The 20,540-nt window shown below is 69.2% G+C and carries 23 protein-coding genes and 3 tRNA genes; 18 read left to right on the top strand and 8 right to left on the bottom strand.

What is annotated here, in order from left to right:
* Positions 1-9: 9 nt before the first annotated feature.
* Together GVV86_RS05465 and GVV86_RS05460 are read left to right on the top strand one after the other, a co-directional pair.
* A complete protein-coding gene (locus GVV86_RS05465; protein WP_159617289.1) occupies positions 10-738 on the top strand; it encodes an AzlC family ABC transporter permease in 729 nt (242 codons plus the stop codon).
* Positions 738-1,049, top strand: coding sequence for an AzlD domain-containing protein (locus GVV86_RS05460; RefSeq protein ID WP_159801894.1), 312 nt, complete (start codon positions 738-740; stop codon positions 1,047-1,049). The genes GVV86_RS05465 and GVV86_RS05460 overlap by 1 nt, the downstream gene beginning before the upstream one ends.
* A gap of 83 nt (positions 1,050-1,132) precedes the next feature.
* Here the strand turns inward: GVV86_RS05460 and GVV86_RS05455 are convergent, their stop codons facing one another.
* Both GVV86_RS05455 and pta read right to left on the bottom strand, forming a co-directional pair.
* The gene (locus tag GVV86_RS05455) at positions 1,133-2,269 is read right to left on the bottom strand and encodes an acetate/propionate family kinase (protein ID WP_159617263.1); all 1,137 of its coding nucleotides are present in this window, start codon (positions 2,267-2,269) and stop codon (positions 1,133-1,135) included.
* Positions 2,266-4,392, bottom strand: coding sequence for a phosphate acetyltransferase (pta, locus tag GVV86_RS05450; protein WP_159801891.1), 2,127 nt, complete (start codon positions 4,390-4,392; stop codon positions 2,266-2,268). Before pta ends, GVV86_RS05455 begins: the two co-directional genes overlap by 4 nt.
* 93 nt (positions 4,393-4,485) lie before the next feature.
* Between pta and GVV86_RS05445 the strand changes: the two genes are divergently transcribed.
* Together GVV86_RS05445 and GVV86_RS05440 are read left to right on the top strand one after the other, a co-directional pair.
* Complete coding sequence (locus tag GVV86_RS05445; RefSeq protein WP_159801888.1) at positions 4,486-4,824, top strand: thiamine-binding protein; 339 nt, start codon at positions 4,486-4,488, stop codon at positions 4,822-4,824.
* Positions 4,824-5,636 carry a spermidine synthase gene (locus tag GVV86_RS05440; RefSeq protein ID WP_159617260.1) on the top strand — a complete coding sequence of 271 codons (813 nt, stop codon included), beginning with the start codon at positions 4,824-4,826 and terminating at the stop codon, positions 5,634-5,636. Before GVV86_RS05445 ends, GVV86_RS05440 begins: the two co-directional genes overlap by 1 nt.
* Before the next feature lie 72 nt (positions 5,637-5,708).
* Here the strand turns inward: GVV86_RS05440 and GVV86_RS05435 are convergent, their stop codons facing one another.
* Positions 5,709-7,157, bottom strand: a complete 1,449-nt coding sequence (locus GVV86_RS05435) for an NCS2 family permease (protein WP_159617259.1) — start codon at positions 7,155-7,157, stop codon at positions 5,709-5,711.
* A gap of 100 nt (positions 7,158-7,257) precedes the next feature.
* Here GVV86_RS05435 and GVV86_RS05430 point away from each other — a divergent pair, with 100 nt between their 5' ends.
* Positions 7,258-7,887, top strand: a complete 630-nt coding sequence (locus tag GVV86_RS05430) for a copper resistance CopC family protein (RefSeq protein WP_159617258.1) — start codon at positions 7,258-7,260, stop codon at positions 7,885-7,887.
* A 16-nt stretch (positions 7,888-7,903) separates the two neighbouring features.
* Here the strand turns inward: GVV86_RS05430 and GVV86_RS05425 are convergent, their stop codons facing one another.
* A complete protein-coding gene (locus GVV86_RS05425) occupies positions 7,904-8,536 on the bottom strand; it encodes an FAD-dependent monooxygenase (protein ID WP_246199667.1) in 633 nt (210 codons plus the stop codon).
* Positions 8,537-8,792: 256 nt separating this feature from the next.
* On the opposite strand from GVV86_RS05425, the gene GVV86_RS05420 reads away from it, so the two are divergent.
* Positions 8,793-9,812, top strand: coding sequence for a universal stress protein (locus GVV86_RS05420; RefSeq protein ID WP_159801885.1), 1,020 nt, complete (start codon positions 8,793-8,795; stop codon positions 9,810-9,812).
* A gap of 31 nt (positions 9,813-9,843) precedes the next feature.
* Here GVV86_RS05420 and GVV86_RS05415 read toward each other — a convergent pair whose 3' ends face one another.
* Positions 9,844-10,203: a metallopeptidase family protein gene (locus tag GVV86_RS05415; RefSeq protein WP_159802201.1), complete on the bottom strand. Its 360-nt coding sequence runs from the start codon at positions 10,201-10,203 to the stop codon at positions 9,844-9,846.
* 146 nt (positions 10,204-10,349) lie between these two features.
* On the opposite strand from GVV86_RS05415, the gene GVV86_RS05410 reads away from it, so the two are divergent.
* The 12 genes from GVV86_RS05410 to GVV86_RS05355 all read left to right on the top strand — a co-directional run bounded on the left by GVV86_RS05410 (position 10,350) and on the right by GVV86_RS05355 (position 17,857).
* Positions 10,350-10,422, top strand: a tRNA-Glu gene (locus GVV86_RS05410).
* Between the two features lie 89 nt (positions 10,423-10,511).
* Positions 10,512-10,585: transfer RNA gene (locus tag GVV86_RS05405), tRNA-Asp, on the top strand.
* A 61-nt stretch (positions 10,586-10,646) separates the two neighbouring features.
* Positions 10,647-10,722 (top strand) — tRNA-Phe (locus GVV86_RS05400).
* 182 nt (positions 10,723-10,904) lie between these two features.
* Complete coding sequence (locus tag GVV86_RS05395) at positions 10,905-11,351, top strand: Asp23/Gls24 family envelope stress response protein (RefSeq protein WP_159801882.1); 447 nt, start codon at positions 10,905-10,907, stop codon at positions 11,349-11,351.
* 22 nt (positions 11,352-11,373) lie between these two features.
* Positions 11,374-11,565: a DUF2273 domain-containing protein gene (locus GVV86_RS05390; RefSeq protein WP_133404402.1), complete on the top strand. Its 192-nt coding sequence runs from the start codon at positions 11,374-11,376 to the stop codon at positions 11,563-11,565.
* Positions 11,562-11,951 carry a hypothetical protein gene (locus tag GVV86_RS05385; protein WP_159801880.1) on the top strand — a complete coding sequence of 130 codons (390 nt, stop codon included), beginning with the start codon at positions 11,562-11,564 and terminating at the stop codon, positions 11,949-11,951. Before GVV86_RS05390 ends, GVV86_RS05385 begins: the two co-directional genes overlap by 4 nt.
* Entirely contained in the window at positions 11,948-12,544 is a 597-nt protein-coding gene (locus GVV86_RS05380) for a DUF6286 domain-containing protein (protein WP_159801877.1), read from the top strand. Before GVV86_RS05385 ends, GVV86_RS05380 begins: the two co-directional genes overlap by 4 nt.
* On the top strand, positions 12,541-13,143 hold the full coding sequence (locus GVV86_RS05375) for a hypothetical protein (protein WP_159801874.1): 603 nt from the start codon (positions 12,541-12,543) through the stop codon (positions 13,141-13,143). Before GVV86_RS05380 ends, GVV86_RS05375 begins: the two co-directional genes overlap by 4 nt.
* Positions 13,144-13,409: 266 nt before the next feature.
* Positions 13,410-14,759, top strand: a complete 1,350-nt coding sequence (locus tag GVV86_RS05370) for an ABC transporter substrate-binding protein (protein ID WP_159801871.1) — start codon at positions 13,410-13,412, stop codon at positions 14,757-14,759.
* A 154-nt stretch (positions 14,760-14,913) separates the two neighbouring features.
* Positions 14,914-15,879 carry a carbohydrate ABC transporter permease gene (locus GVV86_RS05365; RefSeq protein WP_159801868.1) on the top strand — a complete coding sequence of 322 codons (966 nt, stop codon included), beginning with the start codon at positions 14,914-14,916 and terminating at the stop codon, positions 15,877-15,879.
* On the top strand, positions 15,876-16,841 hold the full coding sequence (locus tag GVV86_RS05360) for a carbohydrate ABC transporter permease (protein WP_159617227.1): 966 nt from the start codon (positions 15,876-15,878) through the stop codon (positions 16,839-16,841). The genes GVV86_RS05365 and GVV86_RS05360 overlap by 4 nt, the downstream gene beginning before the upstream one ends.
* Positions 16,842-16,846: 5 nt before the next feature.
* Complete coding sequence (locus GVV86_RS05355) at positions 16,847-17,857, top strand: LacI family DNA-binding transcriptional regulator (RefSeq protein WP_246669884.1); 1,011 nt, start codon at positions 16,847-16,849, stop codon at positions 17,855-17,857.
* 62 nt (positions 17,858-17,919) lie between these two features.
* On the opposite strand, the gene GVV86_RS05350 is transcribed toward GVV86_RS05355, so the two are convergent.
* From GVV86_RS05350 to nadE, 3 genes are read right to left on the bottom strand one after another with little or no spacing between them, the layout of a single operon-like run.
* Positions 17,920-18,774, bottom strand: a complete 855-nt coding sequence (locus GVV86_RS05350; RefSeq protein WP_246669883.1) for a DUF8083 family protein — start codon at positions 18,772-18,774, stop codon at positions 17,920-17,922.
* Positions 18,771-19,580 (bottom strand): exodeoxyribonuclease III, encoded by an 810-nt coding sequence (locus GVV86_RS05345; RefSeq protein WP_159801862.1) that lies wholly within the window; start codon positions 19,578-19,580, stop codon positions 18,771-18,773. The genes GVV86_RS05350 and GVV86_RS05345 overlap by 4 nt, the downstream gene beginning before the upstream one ends.
* A 26-nt stretch (positions 19,581-19,606) precedes the next feature.
* Positions 19,607-20,431 (bottom strand): ammonia-dependent NAD(+) synthetase, encoded by an 825-nt coding sequence (gene nadE / locus GVV86_RS05340; RefSeq protein WP_159801859.1) that lies wholly within the window; start codon positions 20,429-20,431, stop codon positions 19,607-19,609.
* Positions 20,432-20,540: the final 109 nt, after the last annotated feature.

Raw genomic sequence — 20,540 nt, 5'->3', positions numbered from 1 at the left:
CCTGATTCGGTGGAACTCCTCGCCTCACCCGCCGTCCGCGTGGGCCTCTCGGTCGCCGTCGCCACCGGCCTCTACGGCATCTCCTTCGGGGCGCTGTCCGCCGCCTCCGGCCTCAGCCTCGCCCAGACGGCGGCCCTGAGCCTGCTGATGTTCAGCGGGGGCTCGCAGTTCGCCTTCATCGGCGTCGTGGCCGGCGGGGGCAGCGGACTGTCGGCATTGTCGGCCGCTGCGCTGCTCGGACTGCGCAACGGCGTGTATGGGATGCAGCTCAATTTCCTGCTGCGGCCGCGGGGCTGGCGGAAGGCCGCGGCCGCGCAGCTCACCATCGACGAATCGGTCGCCACGGCCACCGCCCAGAGCGAACTCCAGGAGGCGAAGCGCGGTTTCTGGACCGCCGGCATCGGCGTATTCGTGCTCTGGAACGTCTTCACCCTCGTGGGGGCACTGCTTGGTGGTGCGGTGGGCGATCCGCGGCAGTGGGGGCTCGACGGCGCCGCGGTGGCCGCCTTCCTCGGGCTGTTGTGGCCGCGGCTGCGGTCCCGGGAGGCCGGGGCCATCGCGGTGGCCTGCGCCGTGGTGACGGTCGTTGCCGTGCCCCTGGCTCCGCCGGGGGTTCCCATCCTGTGCGCAGCCGTGGTGGCCGCTGTCCTCGGCCTGCGCCGGACGCCTCCGCGCTCCCCGGAAGCCGCGGCGGACCGGCGGCCGGGACCTCAGCCCGGCCGGGACGGGGGTGCCTGATGGTCCTGTGGTTCTGGATTCTGGCCGCCGGCTGCATATCCTTCGCGACCAAGCTTGCCGGTTACCTCGTGCCCGCCCGGGTCCTCGGCAACCCACGCATGCTGCGCGCCGCGGGGGCGCTCACCGTGGGGCTGCTGACCTCGTTGACTGTCGTCACCACGGTGTCCTCGGGCAGTGCCCTCGTGCCTGATGCGCGGCTCGCCGCGGCCGCGGCGGCCGCCGTCGCCCTCTGGCTCCGGGCTCCGTTCCTCGTCGTGGTGGCTGCCGGGGCGCTCGCCGCGGCAGCGGCGCGGATGGCCGGCCTGCCCTGACGCGCCCGCCTTGAGGCCCGCTGGCCTGTGCGCCTGTTTGGCGCTGTCCGGTGTCCGGCGGGTGGCGCCGCAGGGCAGCGCGCTTAGCTGCCCGCAGCGGTGGCGGCACCGACGGTGGCGGCTGTTGCCTCGGCGATTGCAGCCTCCTCGTCGGTGGGGACCACCAGCACGGGCATCGCCGATCCCGCGGTGCTGACGACGCGCGCCGACGACCCGCGCGGCTCGTTGAGTTCAGGGTCGAGTTCGATGCCGAGCGCGGTGAGCTGGCCCGCCACCAGCGAACGGAAGGACGAGGAATTTTCGCCGATCCCCGCGGTGAACACCAGGGCATGCGCTCCGCCGACCGCCACGTGGTAGCCGCCGATGTATTTCGCGAGGCGGTAGGCGGCGATCTCAAGGGCGAGCTGCGCCGCCCTGTCCCCGCCGTCGGCGGCCTTCTCCACCGAACGCATGTCATTGGTGCCCGCCAGCCCGCGCAGCCCCGATTCGCGGTTCAGCAGGGTATCGAGGTCTTCGGGGGAGTAGCCCTCGCGGGCGAGGAACAGCAGGATCGACGGGTCGATGTCACCCGAACGGGTGCCCATCACCAGTCCCTCGAGCGGGGTGAAGCCCATCGAAGTGTCAATGCTCCGGCCTCCGCGTACGGCCGTCACCGATGCGCCGTTGCCCAGATGCGCGATCACGGCATCAAAGTTTTCGCGCGGAGTGCCAAGGAATTCGGCGGCCTTCCCGGTGACGTAGTCATGGGAGGTCCCGTGGAAGCCGTAGCGCCGGATCCCGTGTTTCGTGTAGAGCTCGTCGGGCACCGCGTAGCGCCAGGCCCGCTCCGGCAGGGTCCGGTGGAACGCGGTGTCGAACACGGCCACCTGCGGGATGCCGGGCCACTTTTCGGCGACTGCCCGGATCCCCAGCACATTGGCCGGGTTGTGGAGCGGCGCCAGCGGGTTGAGGCGCTCGATGGCGCGGATGATCTCCGGGGTGATGAGCACCGGTTCCCCGAAGCGCTCGCCGCCGTGGACCACGCGGTGCCCCACGGCGTCGATGGTCTTCCCCTGCAGGATGACCGCGAGTTCGGTGTCGAAGTGTTCGATTGCCGCGGCGTGGTCGGGAACCCATTCCTCGCCGATGCTTTCGATCAGCCCCTGCGCCAGGACGTCGTCGCCCTCGCGCACCTGGTATTTGAGGGACGACGAGCCGGAGTTGATGACGAGGATGATCATGCCTGCTGCTTTCCTGGGGTTGATGCGGTTGCCAGGGCGGCCGAGGCGGGAGGTGCCTGCTGCGCCTGCACCGCGGTGATGGCGACCGTGTTGACGATGTCCTCAACGGTGCACCCGCGGGAGAGGTCGTTGACGGGCTTGCGGAGGCCCTGGAGCACCGGCCCGACGGCGACCGCGCCGGCCGACTGCTGGACGGCCTTATAGGTGTTGTTGCCGGTGTTGAGGTCCGGAAAGATGAAGACCGTCGCCTGGCCCGCCACCGATGAGCCCGGGAGCTTCGACGCCGCGACCGAGGCATCCACGGCGGCGTCGTACTGGATCGGGCCCTCGACCGGCAGCTCGGGCCGGAGCGCCCTCACGATTTCGGTGGCGCGGCGGACCTCGTCGACGGCCCCGCCGTAGCCCGACTCCCCGGTCGAATAGGAGAGCATCGCGACGCGCGGCTCGACGCCGAACTGCGCGGCGGTGTCGGCCGAAGCGGAGGCGATATCCGCGAGCTGCTCCTCGTTCGGTTCAGGGTTCACCGCGCAGTCGCCGTAGACGAGCACGCGGTCGGAGAGCAGCATGAGGAAGACAGAGGAGACGATCCGCGCGCCCTCGCGCGTCTTGACGAACTCGAGCGCCGGCCGGATGGTGTTGGCCGTGGTGTGTGCAGCGCCGGAGACCATGCCGTCGACATTGCCGAGCTGGACCATCATCGTTCCGAAATATGCTCCGTCGAGCATGCGTTCCCGCGCGGTCTCGATGGTGACGTTCTTGTGCGCGCGGAGGCGGGCGTACTCGGCGGCGAACTCCTCGCGCAGCTCCGAGGTCTCGGGATCGATCAGGGTGATGCCCGTGAGGTCGACGCCCTGTCCCGCAGCGAGTTCCCGAACCTGCGATTCGGGGCCGAGGATGGTCAGGTCGCACACGTCCCGGCGGTGCAGGATTTCCGCAGCGCGAAGGATCCGGATATCGGTTCCTTCGGGCAGCACGATGGAGCGGCGCTGGGAGCGCGCCCGCTGGATGAGCTCGTGAAGGAACCGCAGCGGGGTCATGGAGATGGCGCGCGGAAGCGCGAGGCGTTCGAGCAGTTCCTGCTCGTCAACCTGCCGCGACCACGCGCCAAGCGCGGCGGCCGACTTCCGGCGGAGCCCCGTGGCGATTTCCCCGCGCACCCCGCCGACCCGCTGGGCGGCGGTGTAAGTGTCGTCATCGAGGGCAAACACGGGGAAGGGTGCCTGGGCCAGGAGGGGCAGCAGGTGGGGGTCCGGCTCCAGGCCGCCCGTGAGGACGAGCCCGGAGGGCACGGGGAACTCGGGCGAGAAGGAGGAGGCGAGCGTCGCGGCCAGCACGTCGGCCCGGTCGCCGGGAACGATGACGAGGGCGCCATCGGTGAGCAGGTGCAGGAAGTTGCCCACGTTCATCGCGGCGACCCGGACGGAGAGCACGTCCCGCTCCAGGTTCGTGCTTCCGGCGATCTGCTTCGCCCCCAGCTCCGCGGCCACCTCCGAGATGGTCGGCCGGGCGATTTCGGGCAGTTCGGGAATGACATAGACGGGCCGTCCGGAGCGGCCCGGCCGGACCTCGGCGCGGATGCCCTCAACCGCCTCGTCGGGGGCGCGGTTCACCATCATGGCCAGCAGCGAAACCTTGGCCTCGTCGAGTTCCTGCCTGGCGACGTCGACGGCGTCGGCCGCCTCGGCAACGGACATCTCCTTGGCGCTGACCACGGCCAGCACCATCGCCCCGAGGTTGTTGGCGAGGCGGGCGTTCAGGTCGAACTCCACCGCGGCGTCATGGCCGCCGAGGTCGGTGCCCTCGACGATGACGACGTCGCACCGGCTGGCGATCTCGCTGTAGATCGCCACGCACGCGGTGTCGATCTCCTCGCGGTTGCCGGCCACCAGCAGCGCGCGGGCCTGGGCGCGGGTAAGCCCGCCGCGGGAGCGCTCGGGCGGGAGGTTGAAGCTGCGCTGCATCAGTTGGACCATCGGGTCCGCGGCGGGGTCGTCGCCCTCGACGATCGGCCGGAAGAAACCGACCCGGTCGGCGTGCCGGTGGAGCATATCGGCGAGGCCAAGGGAGATGAGGGACTTCCCGGAGCCTGGGTTCATGGCACTGACGTATATTCCGCGGGTCATTTCACCATCCTGTCAGGGACCCGCCCGGGGTGCCATAACGCAGGCCACACGTCCGGCCGGGACGCGGGCGGCGCTTTCTGGGAGACTTGGACCATGCTTGTCGCCTTCTCAGTCGCACCGTCCGGATCCTCCGAGCACTCAAGGGGCGGGGGCGACTCCGTCCATGAAGCGGTTGCCGCCGCCGTCGCCGTCGTGCGCGAGTCCGGCCTGCCCAACTCAACCGACTCAATGTTCACGACGATCGAGGGCGAGTGGGACGAGGTGATGGCCGTCATCAAGCACGCCACCGAGGCCGCCGGCCGGTACGGCAGCAGGGTATCGCTGGTGCTGAAGGCCGACATCCGCCCCGGGCACACCGGCGAGATCACCGGCAAGGTCGAACGGCTTGAGAAGGCCCTGGGGGAGATGCAGGAGTTCGAGGGCCACTCCTAATGGCACGTCAGGCGGCGCCGGCGCCGGTCGCGGGCGAGTTTCCGATCGACACCGGCACCTGCGAACTCGAGCCCGATCCCTACAGCACCAACGGCTGGGTGCTGCGCGTCAACGGAGTCCCAAGCTCACACATCGACCTCGACGACCCGCTGCGTCTTGACTTCGAGTACATGCGCTGGATCGCGGCGCTTGTCGATGCCCGCTGGGGCACCTCCGACCGGCTCCGGGTGCTGCACCTGGGCGGCGGCGCGTGCTCCCTGCCCCGGTACATCGCCGCGGCGCATCCGGCCGCCCGGCAGGTCGTCGTCGAACTCGACGGAAAGCTGGCCGAGCTGGTGCGACAGTGGTTCGACCTGCCGAGGGCCCCGCTGGTGCGCATTCGGGTGGGGGAGGCACGGGAGGTGACCCGGTCCCTGTCGGAGGCCAGCCGGGACCTCATCATCCGCGACGTGTTCGCGGGCAGCCGCACCCCGCACCCGCTGACAACCGTTGGGTTCACGCAGGAGGCGAAGAAGGTGCTCGCCGCCGACGGGATCTACCTGGTCAACTGCGGCGACGGTCCGGACCTGAAGATGGCGCGCCGGGAGGCAGCCACCATCGCCTCGGCCTTCGCGAGGACGGCGATCGTCGCCGATCCGGCGATGCTCAAGGGGCGCCGCTACGGCAACGTGATCATCGCCGGAAGCGACGGCCCGCTCGGTGAGGGCCCCGGGCTGGCCCGCGGGCTGCTCGGCGGCGGTGTGCCCGCCCACCTGTGGCACGACGACCAGGTGCGCCGCTTCGCCGCCGGGGCGCAGCCGCTCACCGACTGACCCCCTGCCCGGCCGGGTCGATGCCCTGCCAGGGCCGTGCCCGGCCCGGTTCACCCAGCGCAGGGCGCTCCGCTAGAGCAGGATCTGCTCGATGGGGCCGATGCCGAAGAAGATCACGAACGCCCCGGCCACAGCCCACATCAGCGGATGGATCTCACGCGCCCGGCCCTGGATGGTGCGGACCAGGACGAAGGCGATGAAGCCGGCGCCCAGGCCGTTGGCGATCGAGTAGGTGAACGGCATAAGGGTGAAGGTCAGGAACGCGGGGATGGCGATCCCCCAGTCCTGCCAGTCGATCCGGCCCACCTGGGAGACCATCATGAAGCCTACGACCACCAGGGCGGGCGCCACGGCCTCGAAGGGCACGAGGCTGATCAACGGGGTGACGAACATCGCCAGCAGGAACAGGACGCCGGTGACGATGTTCGCGATGCCGGTGCGGGCGCCTTCGCCGATGCCCGCCCCGGACTCGACGTAGATCTGGTTGGAGGACACCGAGCCGGCGCCGCCGGCGACGGCGCCGAGGGCATCGACGATCAGGACCCGGTTGACGCCGGGGATATTGCCGCGGGCGTCGACGAGCTTCGCCTCGTTGGCCAGCCCGACCATGGTGCCCATGGCGTCGAAGAAGATGCTCAACAGGATCGTGAAGGTCAGCAGCAGCGCGGCCGTGGCTCCCAGGTGGCCGAACGCGCCGAACGGGCTGACGTTGCCAAGCAGCCCGAGGTCGGGCGCGCCGACCCAGGCGCCCGTGGGCAGTTCGGGAACCACAAGCGACCACCCCTGCGGGTTCGGGTCCTGGCCCGGGATGAAGCTCGGGCCGACATCGGCGACGGCTTCAATGATCACGGCTAGGGCGGTGGCGGCGAGGACGCCGATGAGGATCGCGCCCCGGACCCGCCGCACCACGAGGGCGATGGTCAGGACCAGGCCAAAAATGAAAACGAGCGTCGGCCAGCCGAGCAGGACGCCCTCGAAGCCCAGGCCGACAGGCACGGTGGTCTGGGCTTCGTCGGGGATGCGCCGGACGAAGCCGGCGTTGACTAGCCCGATCAGCGCGATGAACAGCCCGATGCCGACGACGATGGCCGTCTTCAGGCTCTCCGGCACCGCGTTGAACACGGCGGTGCGGAAGCCGGTGAGCACCAGCAGCAGCATCGTGAGCCCGGCCAGCAGCACCAGGCCCATGATGTCGGGCCAGGTCAGTCCGGGGTTGGTCGCGACGGTGATCGCGACGAAGGCGTTGACCCCGAGGCCAGTTGCCAGCGCGAAGGGGTACCGGGCCCAGGCGCCCATGGTGATGGTGAGGATGCCCGCGATCAGGGCCGTCACCGCGGCAACCCGTTCGAAGCCGAGCTCGGTGCCCGAGGCGTCGGCCCCAGAGAGGATCAGCGGGTTCAGGACGACGATGTAGCTCATCGCGAAGAAGGTCGCCACGCCGCCGCGGATCTCCCGCGAATAGGTGGACCCCCTGGAGGTGACCTCGAAGTAGCGGTCGAGCGCCGAACCCGTCTTGAGCATGATCAATCCTTGGAGAGGAGGAAGGGAAACCGAGCAGATTCTATCCCGGCGCCGGCCAATCACCCACGGGTTACGCCGGCGCGGAGCGTAGGCTGAAGCCATGGCTTTCTCCGCATTCACCCCCTCCCGTCCGCGGCGCCGCCGGCGGACCTCCGGCGGCCGGGCCCGCACCGTCCTGACCCGCGCCGTCCTGGCCCCGGGGCTCATCCTGCTGGTCCTCCTCGGCCTGGTGGCCGGACCGGCGGCCGCCCATGACGAGCTGTCGGGCAGCAACCCGGCCGACGGCGCAACCGTTGCCGCAGTTCCCGGGGCCATCGAACTCACCTTCTCGAGTGTCCCCTCGGGCCTTGGCGCGCAGGTTGAGGTGCTCGACGCCGAGGGCAGGTCCTGGTCCGACGGACCCGTCCGGATCACGGACAACACTGCGGAGCAGAGCGTGCGCCCGGGGGCCCCGGCAGGGGAGTACACGGTCAACTGGCGGGTGGTGTCCTCGGACTCCCACCCCATCGAGGGAGTCCTGACCTTCACCGCCGAGTCCGGAACCTCGGCCGCACCGGATTCGGCCGGCACCGCGGTGCCGATTACGCCCGCCGAGGCGGAGGAGGATTCGCCGCAGGCTGCGGGAACAAGTGACTTCCCCTGGAGCATCGCCGTCATGGCCATCGTGCTGCTCTCCCTCGCCGCGGTGCTTGCCACAACGGCCCGGAAGCGGCTGGGCGCCAACCGGTAGCCCGGTCCGGGAACGCCTAGGCGTGACGGGCGAGGTGGTCCCCGCCGGCCTGGCCTGAGGCGGCGATGGTGTCGCTGACGACTTTCGCCTGACGCACGATCTCCCGCGTGGTCGGGGTGAGGACCTCGCCCACACCCACGAGGTGAAGGCCGATCGCGGCCAGGGCCGCGCGGAAGTCGGCGCCGATGGCGATTCCAAGCGAGCGCAGGAACCGGCGCAGCTGGTTCTGGGGGTACTTGGTCAGCACCACGTGGTCGGCCAGCAGCACACCGTCGGCGGTCTGGATGGCCCACTTCTTGCTTGACGGGACCCGCGCCGGAAGCACGGTGGAGTGCCCGATGATGCTGAGCTCCTCACAGCGGGTCGCGCTCCGGACATCGAGGCTGTGGCTTGAGGCATAGGCCCGGAGCAGGCGCAGCAGTTCGGACCTCTCCGAGAGGGACACGGAATCGCTCATCACTGTGCGCATCGGGCCCGAGTCGAGGCAGTCGAGCCCTTCGACGACGATCGAATCGATGCCATGGCGGCTCAGTTCGCTGGCGACGGCGAGCCCCGGCAGCCCGGAGCCGATCACAACGGTGGTGGTCAGTTCTGCCGCCGTGGACGCCTCCGGCAGGGCATGCGCTGGGTCCGGCGGCAGCAAATCCACGACGAAGTACCTCCGGTTCGAAGGAGAGCACAGTACGGACCGGCGCCTCTTCCGGGCCGTACTGATTCCCGGCCGCGAACGGGTCGGACGGGAACCGAAGCGCGGAGCAGCACGCCGAACGGCGGACCTCCGGGTCTCGATTTCACGAAGCCTATATAACTTTTTGCACCATGAATAGACCAGTGCCCCGGAGTAGGCTACAAATATTGACAACCGGCCCCGGGTCGGGGTCGGGCGGTGAGCAAAGGGGCGTGCCATGAGTACCTCGCAGGGCGATCATCCGACCGAAGCGTCGGTCCGATCCGGAATTGTGGTGGGGGTTGACGGCTCCGACCAAAGCGTGTGCGCCCTGCTGTGGGCGGCGCAGGAAGCCGAGCGGCGCCGTTCACCCCTGTACGTGGTGACCGCCTACACCGTGCCGGTGTTCGCCGCTTCAAGCATGGACGCCGGCTACGCGACGGTTGACGACTCGGTCATCCGCGAAGGGGCCCGCGCGGTCCTCGATGAGGCGGTGGCCCACCTGTCCGGCAGGGGAATCGAGGTCATCCCGCGGATCGAGACCGGAGACGCCGCCGGAGTGCTCCTCGACCTCTCGGCCGAGGCCGACCTCGTCGTTGTGGGTTCCCGCGGCCGGGGAGGCTTCGTCGGGCGGCTCCTGGGGTCGGTCAGCAGCGCCCTCCCGGCCCACGCCAAGAGCCCAACGGTGATCGTCCCGCTCTCGTGCGCGCCGCGCTTCGGGCAGCCGCAGCTTGCGGGCAGGTCCAAGGGCGAGCCCGGCCCGCCGGCGTCGGGGATCGAAAGGGTCGTTGTCGCCGGCGTCGACGGCTCCGAGCAGGCACGGCGGGCATCGCTCGCGGCCGCCGAGGAAGCCGTCTCCCGTGGCATCCCCCTGCGGGTCATCTGCTCCATCCCCCCGTTCAACGGCTCGCTGGCCTGGGTGCCGGCGCCCCTGGACCGGCAGGCGCTTCACGCGGACATCACCGTCCAGCTCGAGGCGGGCCGGAACTGGCTGCAGAGTCACTTCCCGGGCCTGGAGATCACCGTGGAGCAGCTCGACGGGCCGCCGGCGGAGGTGCTCATCAACGCCTCGCGCACGGCCGAGCTGCTGGTGGTCGGCACGCGCGGCCGCGGAGGATTCACCGGGATGCTGATGGGCTCGACCAGCCAGGGCGTGCTGCACCATGCCAAGGGGCCGGTGATGGTGGTTCCGGACAGCGAGGACCCGCGCCTGCTGGACCGCAGTTCCTTCGGGCCCATGATCCCGCCGGTGGGCTGAGCCGCTCCCGGAAACCCGGCGTCGAGCCCGGCTACCCCCAGCCGAGCTCGTGCAGGCGGTCGTCGTCGATGCCGAAGTGGTGGGCCACCTCGTGGATGACGGTGATCAGGATCTGCTCGACGAGTTCCTCCCGGGTGGAGCACATGCGCATCAGCGGCTGACGGAAGATGCTGATGCAGTCCGGCAGGGATCCTGCGTCCCACCAGGAGTCCCGTTCGGTCAGCGGCACCCCCTCGTACAGGCCCAGCAGGTCCGGGTCCGGTTCATCGCCCGGGCCCGGCTCGTACTCCTCCACGACGAAGATCGCCACATTGTTCATGGCACGGGCGAGGTCCTCGGGGATCGAGTCGATGGCGTCATCCACGGCCGCCTCGAAGTCGGCAAGGCTCATGTCGATAGGCACGCTTCGACTGTATCCGCGCTGCCTGCCGGTTTCGGCGGCGCGAAACGCGGCGCCGATGCATTTTGGAAATTCCAGAGGAAGGACCTATAGTTTTATAGGTCCACAGCGGGGGGTTTTCGCCCAGTGTGGACAAGGCCCCCATCGTCTAGCGGCCTAGGACACCGCCCTTTCACGGCGGCGGCACGGGTTCGAATCCCGTTGGGGGTACGCAGGATCCGCCGGTTTTGGTGGTCATTCTCCCGGCAGGGATGCTGGTAGGATGAAACTCTTGCAAAAATGAAAGTGCAAGTTAGCAAGGCCCTGTAGCGCAGTTGGTTAGCGCGCCGCCCTGTCACGGCGGAGGTCGCGGGTTCAAGTCCCGTCAGGGTCGCTCAGGCGGCAGGCGAAAGCAGTGCCGGTTTGATGCGGTGATCATCGGAAGATGGTTGCACGGCTCTGTAGCTCAGTTGGTAGAGCGTTCGACTGAAAATCGAAAGGTCACCGGATCGACGCCGGTCGGAGCCACCACTGAATACCCCGCGGTTTCCTTCTCGGAAATCCGGGGTTTTCTTGTTTAAGCCGGACCCCGCGGTGCCGAACGGGCCGCTGTCCCGGCCCGGTCCGCCGACGCAGGATCCGGCGCGGCCTTGGGTCCTCTCCTCCGACCGGGACAAGGGCTTAGGCTGGGCACAGACGAAAGGTGCGCGCGCATGGACCCGCTTCCCACTGAACCCCCTGTTCCTTCCACCGCTTCGGGATCGGCACCCGGGCGGACGGTGATCGCCGACCCGGCGGCCGTCCGGATCGCCTCCGTGGCGGCGCGCTCGGTGCCGGGCGTCTACGCCCTCGGCGGCGGCGCGGGCCGGGCGCTGGGGGCGCTCCGCGACGCCGTCGGTGCGACCGAGCCGGTCCAGGGCGTCCGGGTGGAGGTGGGCCAGACCCAGGTCGCGGTCGATGTCAGCCTCGTCGCCGAATACGGCTACCCGCTGCACCGGCTGGCCGACGCCGTCCGGGTGGCCGTGTACGAGGCCGTCAGCGACCTCGTCGGCCTCGAGGTGATCGAGGTCAACGTCGAGGTCTGCGACGTGCACGTGCCGGGGCTGAACGACGTACGCTCCAGCGAGAAAACCCGAGCCCTCGGCTCCTCCCAGCTCTGACCCGTCCAACGAAGGACTTTTCATGACACCGACAGTCACCGGCATGGCCGCCGGGGCGGTTCTCGCCTTCGCCGGCCTCGCCTTCGGATTCTGGGGCTTCCTGCTGACAGCCCTGCTGATGGGGACCGGGGCGCTGCTGGGACGCAGCGCCGAAGGCAAACTCGACTTCCGCGGCGTCCGGGATGCCCTCACCGGGCGCCGATCGTCCTCGTGAGCACCGCAGCGGTCCGCACGCCCGAGCCTGCGGCCTTCCCGCGGGTCGCCGGGCACAACCGGATCACCACCCAGGCCCTCGTCAGTACGGCACAGGCCGCCGCGGCGGAGCACTTCGGGGTACAGGCAGCGCAGGTCCGCGCGGTGTACACCGACGACGGCGGCCTGCTCGCCCTTGAGCTGTCACTGCCCGTGCCCATCCCGCCGCTGGCGCGCCTGGCCGCGGAGCCTTTCCTCTCTGCGCCGTCCGGCGGATCGGTCCTTGAGCGGGCCCGGCAGGCGAAGGCAGGCATCCTGGCGACGGTGGCCACCCTCACCGGCACCCGGCTCAGCCGTGTCGATATCCGGATCATTGGGACGGCCTCGGTGCAGGGCCGGGTCCAATGAGCGCGACCACCGCCTCCAATGACGGGGTGACGGCCCGTGCCCTTCGTCGGGAACTCCACGCCTCCCGTGCCGTCCCCTCGGTCATCACGGGCATCTTCGTCGCCGCCGCCTGCATCCTGCTGTTCCTCGAAGCCGTCCTGGAGGCGGTCGGGGACCCGCCGTTCCTGATCGACCTCGACGAGGTGGCCGCGGCGCTGGGCCGCCTGCCCGGCCTCCTGCCCGCGTCCGTCCTGGTTCCCGCCGGACTGCTGGTGTTCGTTCTGGGTCTGGTCCTTGTCCTCGCGGCCGTCCTTCCGGGCCGGCGGGCCCGCTTTGCGGTGCCCAATGCCAGGGCCGCCGTCGTGGTCGACTCGGAAATCCTTGCCGCGACACTGGCCCGGCGTGCCCGTCTGGCCGCCGGCGTCGGACCCGAGCAGGTCCTGGTCACCGTGGGGCGGCGTCGGGTCGAGGTCTCCGTGCGCCCGACCTCCGGCATTCCAGTGGACGCCGAGGCGGTGCGGCGGGCCGTCGAGGAGGATCTCCGCGACACAGTGGCAGAGCCGTTCCCCACAGTTCAGGTGTCGATCGCCCCAAGCGGGGTGATCGGGCAGTGAATTCGACCCCCCGCGCACTCAACCGGATCCTGCTGGGGCTGTTCGGCCTGGTGCTGATGGCCGCCGGCGCCGCCGCAGCGGCCGCGGCGCTGATCCCGGAGGCCGCCCGGACCTGGCGGGCCGTCTCCTCCAGCGCCGCGGCCTGGATCCGCTCGCTCGGAGTGCGCGGCGGCGAGGACTGGCTGTGGATCCTGCTGGCCCTGGTGTTCCTGCTGCTGGCCACGCTGATGATCATCTGGCTGGCCGTACAGGGACGGGGCAGGACCGGCGACTTTCTCCGGGACCGCGGGCAGGAACCCGGGGAGGCCGCCGGAACGGTCACCATCACCGCGGCCGCAGCCGAGCAGGCGCTCAAGGTGGCACTGCAGGACCGGCGCGACCTCGTGAACGCCGCCGTGACGACCTGGCGGTTCCGGGGCACCTCCGCGCTGCGCATCCGGGTCTATCCGCGGCAGGGAGCCGCGCCCGCACGGGTCGCGGAGGAAGTCGCGGCCCTCGTCGAGGCGCTCGACGCCGTCCTGGGCCACCGGGCGCCGGTGCTGATCAGCATAAGCGCCGGCGCCCGCGCGCGCTTCACCCACGCCGACCGGGTCAGCTGAGCCAGCCCCGGTCCTGCGGTCGTCCGGCCGTCGTTCCGCCGTTCCACCGTGCCCGGTTCCCCAGCCGGTGGGGCACCTGAGATCTGAGTGACTAGAGTCACGATTCGGTATCGAAGGGGCGCCCGGGGCCATCGTGAGTTGCCGCGGTCTTACGTAAGCGCTTACTCTCGGGAGATCAATCTGGTGAGGCGGCGGCACGGTTGGGTTTCAGGGTCGAATGGCCCGGAGCACACCGATGCGTGCTGCCAGACAAAGGAGTCTCTTTAATGCCACAGTTTCGCACCAAGAAAGCGCTGGCGCCGCTCGCGGCTCTGAGCGTCCTGACGCTCGCACTCTCCGCCTGCGGATCCGGCGGATCCGGTGAAGCCGGCGGCGGCGGAGACGCCGACTGCTCCCTCTACGAAGCCTACGGAGAACACGAGGGCACCGAGGTAAGCGTCTACTCCACGATCGTCGACGTCGAGGCAGAGCTGCTCGAAAACTCCTGGGCCGACTTCGCCGAATGCACCGGCATCGAGGTCGCCTACGAAGGCTCGAAGGAATTCGAAACCCAGATCGGCGTCCGCGCCAAGGCCGGCAACCCGCCGGACCTCGCCATCTTCCCGCAGCCGGGCCTGCTCGCCGCCCAGGCGGAGAACCTGAAGCCGGCACCCCAGGAGGTCTCCGACCTCGTTGATGAGGGCTGGTCCGAGGACTGGAAGAAGTACGGCACGGTCGACGGAACCTTCTACGCAGCCCCCATGCTCGCGAACATCAAGGGCTACGTCTGGTACGTCCCGGCCACCTTCGAAGAGAAGGGCTGGGAAGTTCCCACGACCTGGGACGAGATGATGGAGCTGACCGAGACGATCGCCAGCGAAGAAGAGGAAATGAAGCCCTGGTGCGCCGGCTTCGAATCCGGCGAGGCAACCGGCTGGCCGGGAACCGACTGGGTCGAGGACGCAGTGCTCCGCGATCACGGCCCTGAGGTCTACGACCAGTGGGTCGCCCACGAGATTCCGTTCAACGACCCGAAGATCGTCGAGTCCTTCGACAAGGTCGGGGAAATCCTCAAGAACGACGACTACGTCAACGGCGGCTTCGGCGACTCGCGCTCCATCCTGTCGACGGCGTTCGCCGAGGCCGGCCAGCCCGTTCTCGACGGCTCCTGCGCCATGCACCACCAGGCGTCCTTCCAGGCAGCCAACTGGCCCGAAGGCACCGAGGTGGCCGAAGACGGCGACGTCTGGGCCTTCATGACCCCTCCCGTTGACCCCGCCGATGGCACCGCCATCACCGGCGGCGGCGAAATGGTCGGCGCCTACTCGGACAGCCCCGAGGTCGTTGCCCTGCAGTCGTACATGGCGAGCGCCGAGTTCGCCAACGCCCGCGTTGAGCAGGGCGGTGCGATCAGCGCCCACAAGGGACTCGATCCCGAGCTCGCTGGATCTGACCTCGACCGCCAGTCGATCGAGCTGCTCCAGGATCCCGAAACGGTCTTCCGCTTCGACGCCTCCGACCTCATGCCCGGAGCCGTGGGCGCCAACTCCTTCTGGAGCGGCATCGTGAACTGGATCAACGGCGACGAGACCAAGAAGGTCACCGACTCGGTCGAAAGCAGCTGGCCCAGCTCGTAGTTCGATGCATCTAACGCCGCCGGCCGATCCCCGCAGGGAGGGCCGGCGGCGTTAGTGCCCTCCGGCGCCGCGCCGGCTGCCGCACACATGCGCAGGCGCCCGCGTCCGGACCGTTCATCGTTTCATCCGCCAGGCGCACCAAGGAGGCTGGGCTGTGGAAGATATAGCAGAAAAAGGTTTACAGGTGGTGGTGGCGCTGGCCATCTTCGCCGCCATCATCGGCGTGATCATGCTCATCGTCGACCGGGCTCCGAAATCCGCCCGGGAAAAGGTCCAGATCGCCGGGTTCCTGGCCCCGGCCCTGGTCCTGCTCGCGGTCGGGCTGGTGTACCCGGCGCTGCAGACGACCTACCTCTCGTTCACCAACGCGGCCGGAGAGTTCATCGGCCTGGACAACTTCGTGTGGATGTTTACCCAGCCCGAGGCCCTGATCACCCTGCGCAACACCGTCATCTGGGTGGTACTGGTGCCCCTGCTCGCCTCATCCATCGGCCTCGCCTACGCGGTCTTCATCGACAAGGCCCGCGGCGAGAAGGCGCTCAAGGCGCTGGTGTTCATGCCCATGGCCATCTCCTTCGTGGGGGCCGGCGTCATCTGGCGCTTCGTCTACGCCTACAAGGGTGCCGAGGCGGACCAGATCGGCCTGGTCAACCAGATCCTGGTCTGGTTCGGGCAGACCCCCAAGCAGTTCCTCCTCGACGCCCCCGAGAACACCTTCTTCCTGATTGCCGTCATGATCTGGATCCAGACCGGGTTCGCCATGGTGGTGCTCTCCGCCGCGATCAAGGGAATCCCCACCGAAATCGTCGAGGCCGCCCGCCTCGACGGCGCCAGCGCGTGGCAGCAGTTCAGGAACGTCACGATCCCCACCATCCGCGGGTCCCTGATCGTCGTCGTCACCACCATCACCATCGGCACCCTCAAGGTGTTCGACATCGTGCGCACCATGACGGCCGGACAGTACGAAACCTCGGTCGTGGCCAATGAGATGTACACCCAGGCGTTCCGCGCCGGCGAGCCCGGCCGCGGTGCCGCCCTCGCGCTGGTCCTGTTCCTGATGGTCCTGCCGGTCGTCGTCTACAACGCGCGGTTGCTCCGCCAGCAGAAGGAGATCCGATGAGCGCCATCCCCGCCGAGAACACCAAGAAGGTCTTCCCGGAACTCAAGGACATCGAGACGGCGGAACGCCCGCCGATCCAGCGGCGGGTCCGCCAGCGGCTGACCTCCCGGGGCGCGACGGCGGCCGCCGTCATCATCGCCGTCATCTGGACGATTCCGACCTTCGGCCTGTTCGTCTCATCCTTCCGCCCCGAGGACAATATCAAGGGCAACGGCTGGTGGAACGTCTTCACGGACTGGCAGTTCACCCTCGCCAACTACCAGGACGTCCTCGCTCCGGGCGGAAGCCAGTCGCCGAACCTCGGCTCCTACTTCGTGAACTCCCTCGCCATCGTCATTCCCGGGACCATCTTCACCCTGGTCATCGGCGCCATGGCGGCGTACATGTTCGCGTGGGGCAAATTCCGCGGCAAGGACGGACTGTTCATCTTCGTCTTCGCCCTGCAGATCGTGCCGCTGCAGATGGCACTGATCCCGCTGCTGCAGCTGTTCACCCAGGTTCTGAAGATCGGGGACCTGCAGCTGTTCCCCAGCGGCACGTACGCCCAGCTCTGGGTCGCCCACACCATCTTCGGGCTCCCGCTGGCCATCTTCCTGCTCCACAACTTCATCGCAGAAATCCCCGGCGAGGTGATTGAGGCCGCGCGGGTCGACGGCGCCGGGCACAGCACCATCTTCTGGCGGATCATCATCCCCCTGGCCACACCGGCGCTCGCTTCCTTCGGGATCTTCCAGTTCCTGTGGTTGTGGAACGACCTGCTGGTCGCGCTGGTCTTCTCCGGCGGCGGTGCCGACGTCGCGCCGATCACCCAGCGGCTCGCCGAGCTCCAGGGTTCCCGGGGCGGTGAATGGCAGCGGCTTACGGCCGGTGCGTTCGTCTCGATCCTCATTCCGTTGGCGGTCTTCTTCGGGCTGCAGAGGTACTTCGTCCGTGGGCTGCTGGCGGGTGGCCTCAAGGGGTAACTCCGGTGACGAGCATCGAAGATGTTGCGAAGTCGCTGGGGGTCTCCACCGCCACGGTCTCGCGCGCCCTTCGGGGACTGCCCGGGGTGTCGCCGAGCACCCGCTCCCGCGTGGAGCGGGAGGCGCAGAACCTCGGGTATGTCCCGTCGTCGGCGGCAGCAGGGCTGGCCTCGGGGCGCACCATGGCTCTGGGGGTCCTGCTGCCGCAGATCGAGCGGTGGTACTTCTCGGCCGTCCTCGAGGGGGTTGACCGGCGGCTGCGGGCGGCGGGCTACGACCTGGTGCTGTTCAGCCTCGGCGGGTCCGGTGTCAACCGGGGGCGGGTGTTCCACCGCTCCATCCTGCGCAAGCGCATCGACGGGCTGCTGGTGCTCTGCCTTGAACTGACCGACTCCGAGCGCGCCTCCCTCCTCGAGCTCGAGTCGCCCACCATCGTGGTGGGCGGCGCGGTCGAGGGGGTGCGCCACGTCGGCATCGACGACGGCGCCGCGGCCCGCGACGCCGTCGAACACCTCATCGGCCTCGGGCATACCCGCATCGGGCACCTGCGCGGCGGGGGGTCGTTCGGCATCGACTTCCAGGTTCCGCGGATCCGCGAAACGGCCTACCGGCGCACCATGGCCGACCACGGGCTCGGAATCCGTCCGGAGTGGGAGGTCTTCGGCGACTTCCGGTTCAAGGAAGGCCTCGCCGGGGCCCTGCAGATGCTCGCCGATCCCGGGAACCGGCCGACGGCGGTCTTCTGCTCCTCCGACGAGATGGCCTTCGGCGTGCTTCGGGCGGCCGTGGAACTGGGCATCGACGTGCCGGGCGAGCTTTCGGTGATCGGTATCGACGATCACGAGTTCTCCGACCCGATGGGCCTGACCACCGTCCGGCAGAGTCCCGTCGACCAGGGTGACTTCGCGGCGGGCATCCTCCTGGACGAACTTCAGGGCCAGCCCGCGGCCGCCGTCATTCCGGTCCAGCCGCACCAGCTGATCGTGCGCGGCTCGACCGGGCCCGTTCCGCGCTGAGCCGGGGTGTTGCGGTCGAAGCTGCCCACCGACCAGGGCCGGTCAGGGGGCTGCGCGTGGCGTCAGGAGGCGCGCGCGAGCTGCCGGATCGGAATCCAGCGTGAGGCCAGCCTGCGGTAGGACGCGGCTGCCCCGGTCATGTCCGCCTCGGCGAGGCTTTCGATCCCGATCCGCACATCGTGCGGCGACTCATCGGGGAAGACCCGGTCGGCGACGGCACCGTAGTCGATCTCCACGATGGCGTCCCGGCGGAACACCTCGAGCCACTGCGTGAGCTCGGTCAGCTCCTCGAGCAGGTCCAGTTCGGGGGCGCCGATGGCGAGCTGCGCGATGGCGTGCCGGGCCCGGTCGATGCATTCGTGCACCCGCGCCGAGATGCGGACGGTACTCACCCTGCCGTTGTCCTCTATGACCTCCGTCAGGTCGTCCTCGTGGATGAGGACGAACCAGGCGAAGGGCACGCCCCACGTGGCCGAGCGGGTGTGGAGCTTCGCCACGGAGTCCGCGAACGTGTCCGGGTCGAGCCGGGCCTGCTGGGCCTCGCGGGCCGCCTCGGGCACGAGGACGTCGACGAGCGGGCCCCGCAGGGTCGCGTCGAGGGACTCGGCGGCGAGGGTGGTGCGGACCGAGAGCTGGTTCGGGCAGTAGTAGGGCGTGGTGCTCCCGCTGTTCCCGGGGAAGTGGAGGACCCGGACCAGATCGGGTTCGTGATGCGGGAACGGGTCGGACACAGTGCGGGTCACCCGGCGCAGCGACTGCTCGTAGTCGAGCTGCTCGGTGATGCGGCGTCCGCGCGAGCGCTGTTCGAGGATGACAAGCTGCTGGGCGTCGTCGAACGCGTCGAGGGGCTCGTACACCCGCAGGAACGAGACGTATGGAAACGGCCGGGCGATTCCGGTGGGGCGGCGGCGGGTCACTGTCCGTCGAGCTCCACAATCACGGGCGCGTGGTCGGAGGCGCCCTTGCCCTTGCGTTCCTCCCGGTCGATCGAGGCATTGGCGACCCGCGCCGCGAGGGCGGGGGAGCCGAGCACGAAGTCGATCCTCATGCCCTCCTTCTTCGGAAAGCGCAGCTGCGTGTAGTCCCAGTAGGTGTAGACGCCGGGCCCGGGGGTGAAGGGGCGGGCCACGTCGGCGAAGCCGGCGTCGAGGAACCCCTTGAAGGCACTGCGTTCGGGCGGGCTGACGTGGGTGTGGCCGCCGTTGACGAAGAAGTCGATGTCCCAGACGTCCTCGTCCTGCGGGGCGATGTTCCAGTCGCCCATGAGGGCGATCTGGGCCTCCGGGTTGGCGGTCACCCACTCCTTCGCGTGCTGGCGGAGCACGTCAAGCCACTGAAGCTTGTAGGGCATGTGCGGGTCGTCGAGGGAGCGGCCGTTGGGCACGTAGAGGCTCCAGACGCGGATCCCGTTGCAGGTCGCGCCGATGGCGCGGGCCTCCTGCACGGGCTCAATCCCGGGCTTGGCGAAGGGGGGCTGGCCCGGAAAGGTGCGTTCGACGTCGTCGAGCCCCACCCGCGAGGCGATGGCCACGCCGTTCCACTGGCTCAGCCCGAAGTGGGCGACCTCGTAGCCGGCGTTCTCGAACATCTCCCACGGGAAGTTCTCGTCCTTGCACTTGGTCTCTTGGATGGCCAGGACGTCGACGTCGGAGCGGCCGAGCCACGCCTCGACACGGTCGGCACGGGCACGGAGGGAGTTGACGTTCCAGGTGGCGATCTTCACGGGCACTAGGTTATCAACGGGTTGCTTCAGCCCCGCCACCAGGAATCAAAAAGGGTGACCGGGACGGTGCGCTTGTGGCGGGTGATCCAGTAACGGTGTTCAATGGCCGCCGCGGCCGCCTCGCCGACCTCGCGCCCCTCGAGGTAGTCATCGATCTGGTCGTAGGTCAGGCCGAGTTCCTTCTCGTCCGCCTGCCCCGGTGCGTCGTCGAGCAGGTCCGCCGTCGGAACCTTGTTGTACAGCGCCTCGGGGGCTCCGAGTTCCTTCAGCAGCGCCCGGTTCTGGCGCTTGTTCAGCCCGAACAGCGGCAGGATGTCGGCGCCGCCGTCTCCGTACTTGGTGAAGAAGCCGGTGACGGACTCCGCGCCGTGGTCGGTGCCGAGGACCAGGAGGTTGTGCTGGCCGGCGAGGGCGTACTGGGCCACCATCCGGGCCCGGGCCTTGATGTTGCCCTTGTTGAAGTCGGAAATCCTCTCGCCGGTCGTCTTGACATACTCGTCCTGGAAGCCGTCGACCGCGGGGGCGACGTTGTACTCGCGCGTGCTGCGCGGCTCGATGAACGCGAGGGCGGCCTGGGCGTCCTCCTCGTCCTTCTGGGCGTTGTAGGGCAGGCGGACGGCGAGGAAGTCGGCGTCTTCGCCTTCGGCGCGCAGTTCATCGACGGCGAGCTGGGCGAGCTTGCCGGCGAGGGTCGAGTCGAGTCCGCCGCTGATGCCGAGGACGAACCCGTTCGTCCGGCTGGCCCGGAGGTAGTCCTTCAGGAACCCGACCCGGGTCCGGATTTCCCCCGCAGGGTCGATGGTGGGGCGCACGCCCATTTCCTCGATGATCTTCGCCTGGAGTTCGCGCATGCGCTCAGGCTACTACGCGCAGATTTCGGGGGCGTTACGCGGCGGCGGCGCGGGTTCCTCGGGCGTGGCAGGCGGGGGGACTCCTCAAGACAGAGGAAGTCGGACCGGT

The sequence above is a fragment of the Arthrobacter zhaoguopingii genome, from assembly GCF_009828595.1.
GTDB lineage: Bacteria > Actinomycetota > Actinomycetes > Actinomycetales > Micrococcaceae > Arthrobacter_D > Arthrobacter_D zhaoguopingii.
This window is presented reverse-complemented; position numbering and strand designations above follow the sequence as displayed.

Excerpts from the sequence above, each read along its gene's own strand:
- GVV86_RS05445 (WP_159801888.1), top strand. The coding sequence starts at position 4,486 with ATGCTTGTCGCCTTCTCAGTCGCACCGTCCGGATCCTCCGAGCACTCA.
- GVV86_RS05360 (WP_159617227.1), top strand. The coding sequence starts at position 15,876 with ATGAGCGCCATCCCCGCCGAGAACACCAAGAAGGTCTTCCCGGAACTC.
- nadE (WP_159801859.1), bottom strand. The coding sequence starts at position 20,431 with ATGCGCGAACTCCAGGCGAAGATCATCGAGGAAATGGGCGTGCGCCCC.
- GVV86_RS05415 (WP_159802201.1), bottom strand. The coding sequence starts at position 10,203 with ATGAGCCTTGCCGACTTCGAGGCGGCCGTGGATGACGCCATCGACTCG.
- GVV86_RS05460 (WP_159801894.1), top strand. The coding sequence starts at position 738 with ATGGTCCTGTGGTTCTGGATTCTGGCCGCCGGCTGCATATCCTTCGCG.
- GVV86_RS05370 (WP_159801871.1), top strand. The coding sequence starts at position 13,410 with ATGCCACAGTTTCGCACCAAGAAAGCGCTGGCGCCGCTCGCGGCTCTG.
- GVV86_RS05380 (WP_159801877.1), top strand. The coding sequence starts at position 11,948 with ATGAGCGCGACCACCGCCTCCAATGACGGGGTGACGGCCCGTGCCCTT.
- GVV86_RS05455 (WP_159617263.1), bottom strand. The coding sequence starts at position 2,269 with ATGATCATCCTCGTCATCAACTCCGGCTCGTCGTCCCTCAAATACCAG.
- GVV86_RS05440 (WP_159617260.1), top strand. The coding sequence starts at position 4,824 with ATGGCACGTCAGGCGGCGCCGGCGCCGGTCGCGGGCGAGTTTCCGATC.
- GVV86_RS05390 (WP_133404402.1), top strand. The coding sequence starts at position 11,374 with ATGACACCGACAGTCACCGGCATGGCCGCCGGGGCGGTTCTCGCCTTC.
- GVV86_RS05395 (WP_159801882.1), top strand. The coding sequence starts at position 10,905 with ATGGACCCGCTTCCCACTGAACCCCCTGTTCCTTCCACCGCTTCGGGA.
- GVV86_RS05430 (WP_159617258.1), top strand. The coding sequence starts at position 7,258 with ATGGCTTTCTCCGCATTCACCCCCTCCCGTCCGCGGCGCCGCCGGCGG.
- GVV86_RS05420 (WP_159801885.1), top strand. The coding sequence starts at position 8,793 with ATGAGTACCTCGCAGGGCGATCATCCGACCGAAGCGTCGGTCCGATCC.
- GVV86_RS05435 (WP_159617259.1), bottom strand. The coding sequence starts at position 7,157 with ATGCTCAAGACGGGTTCGGCGCTCGACCGCTACTTCGAGGTCACCTCC.
- pta (WP_159801891.1), bottom strand. The coding sequence starts at position 4,392 with ATGACCCGCGGAATATACGTCAGTGCCATGAACCCAGGCTCCGGGAAG.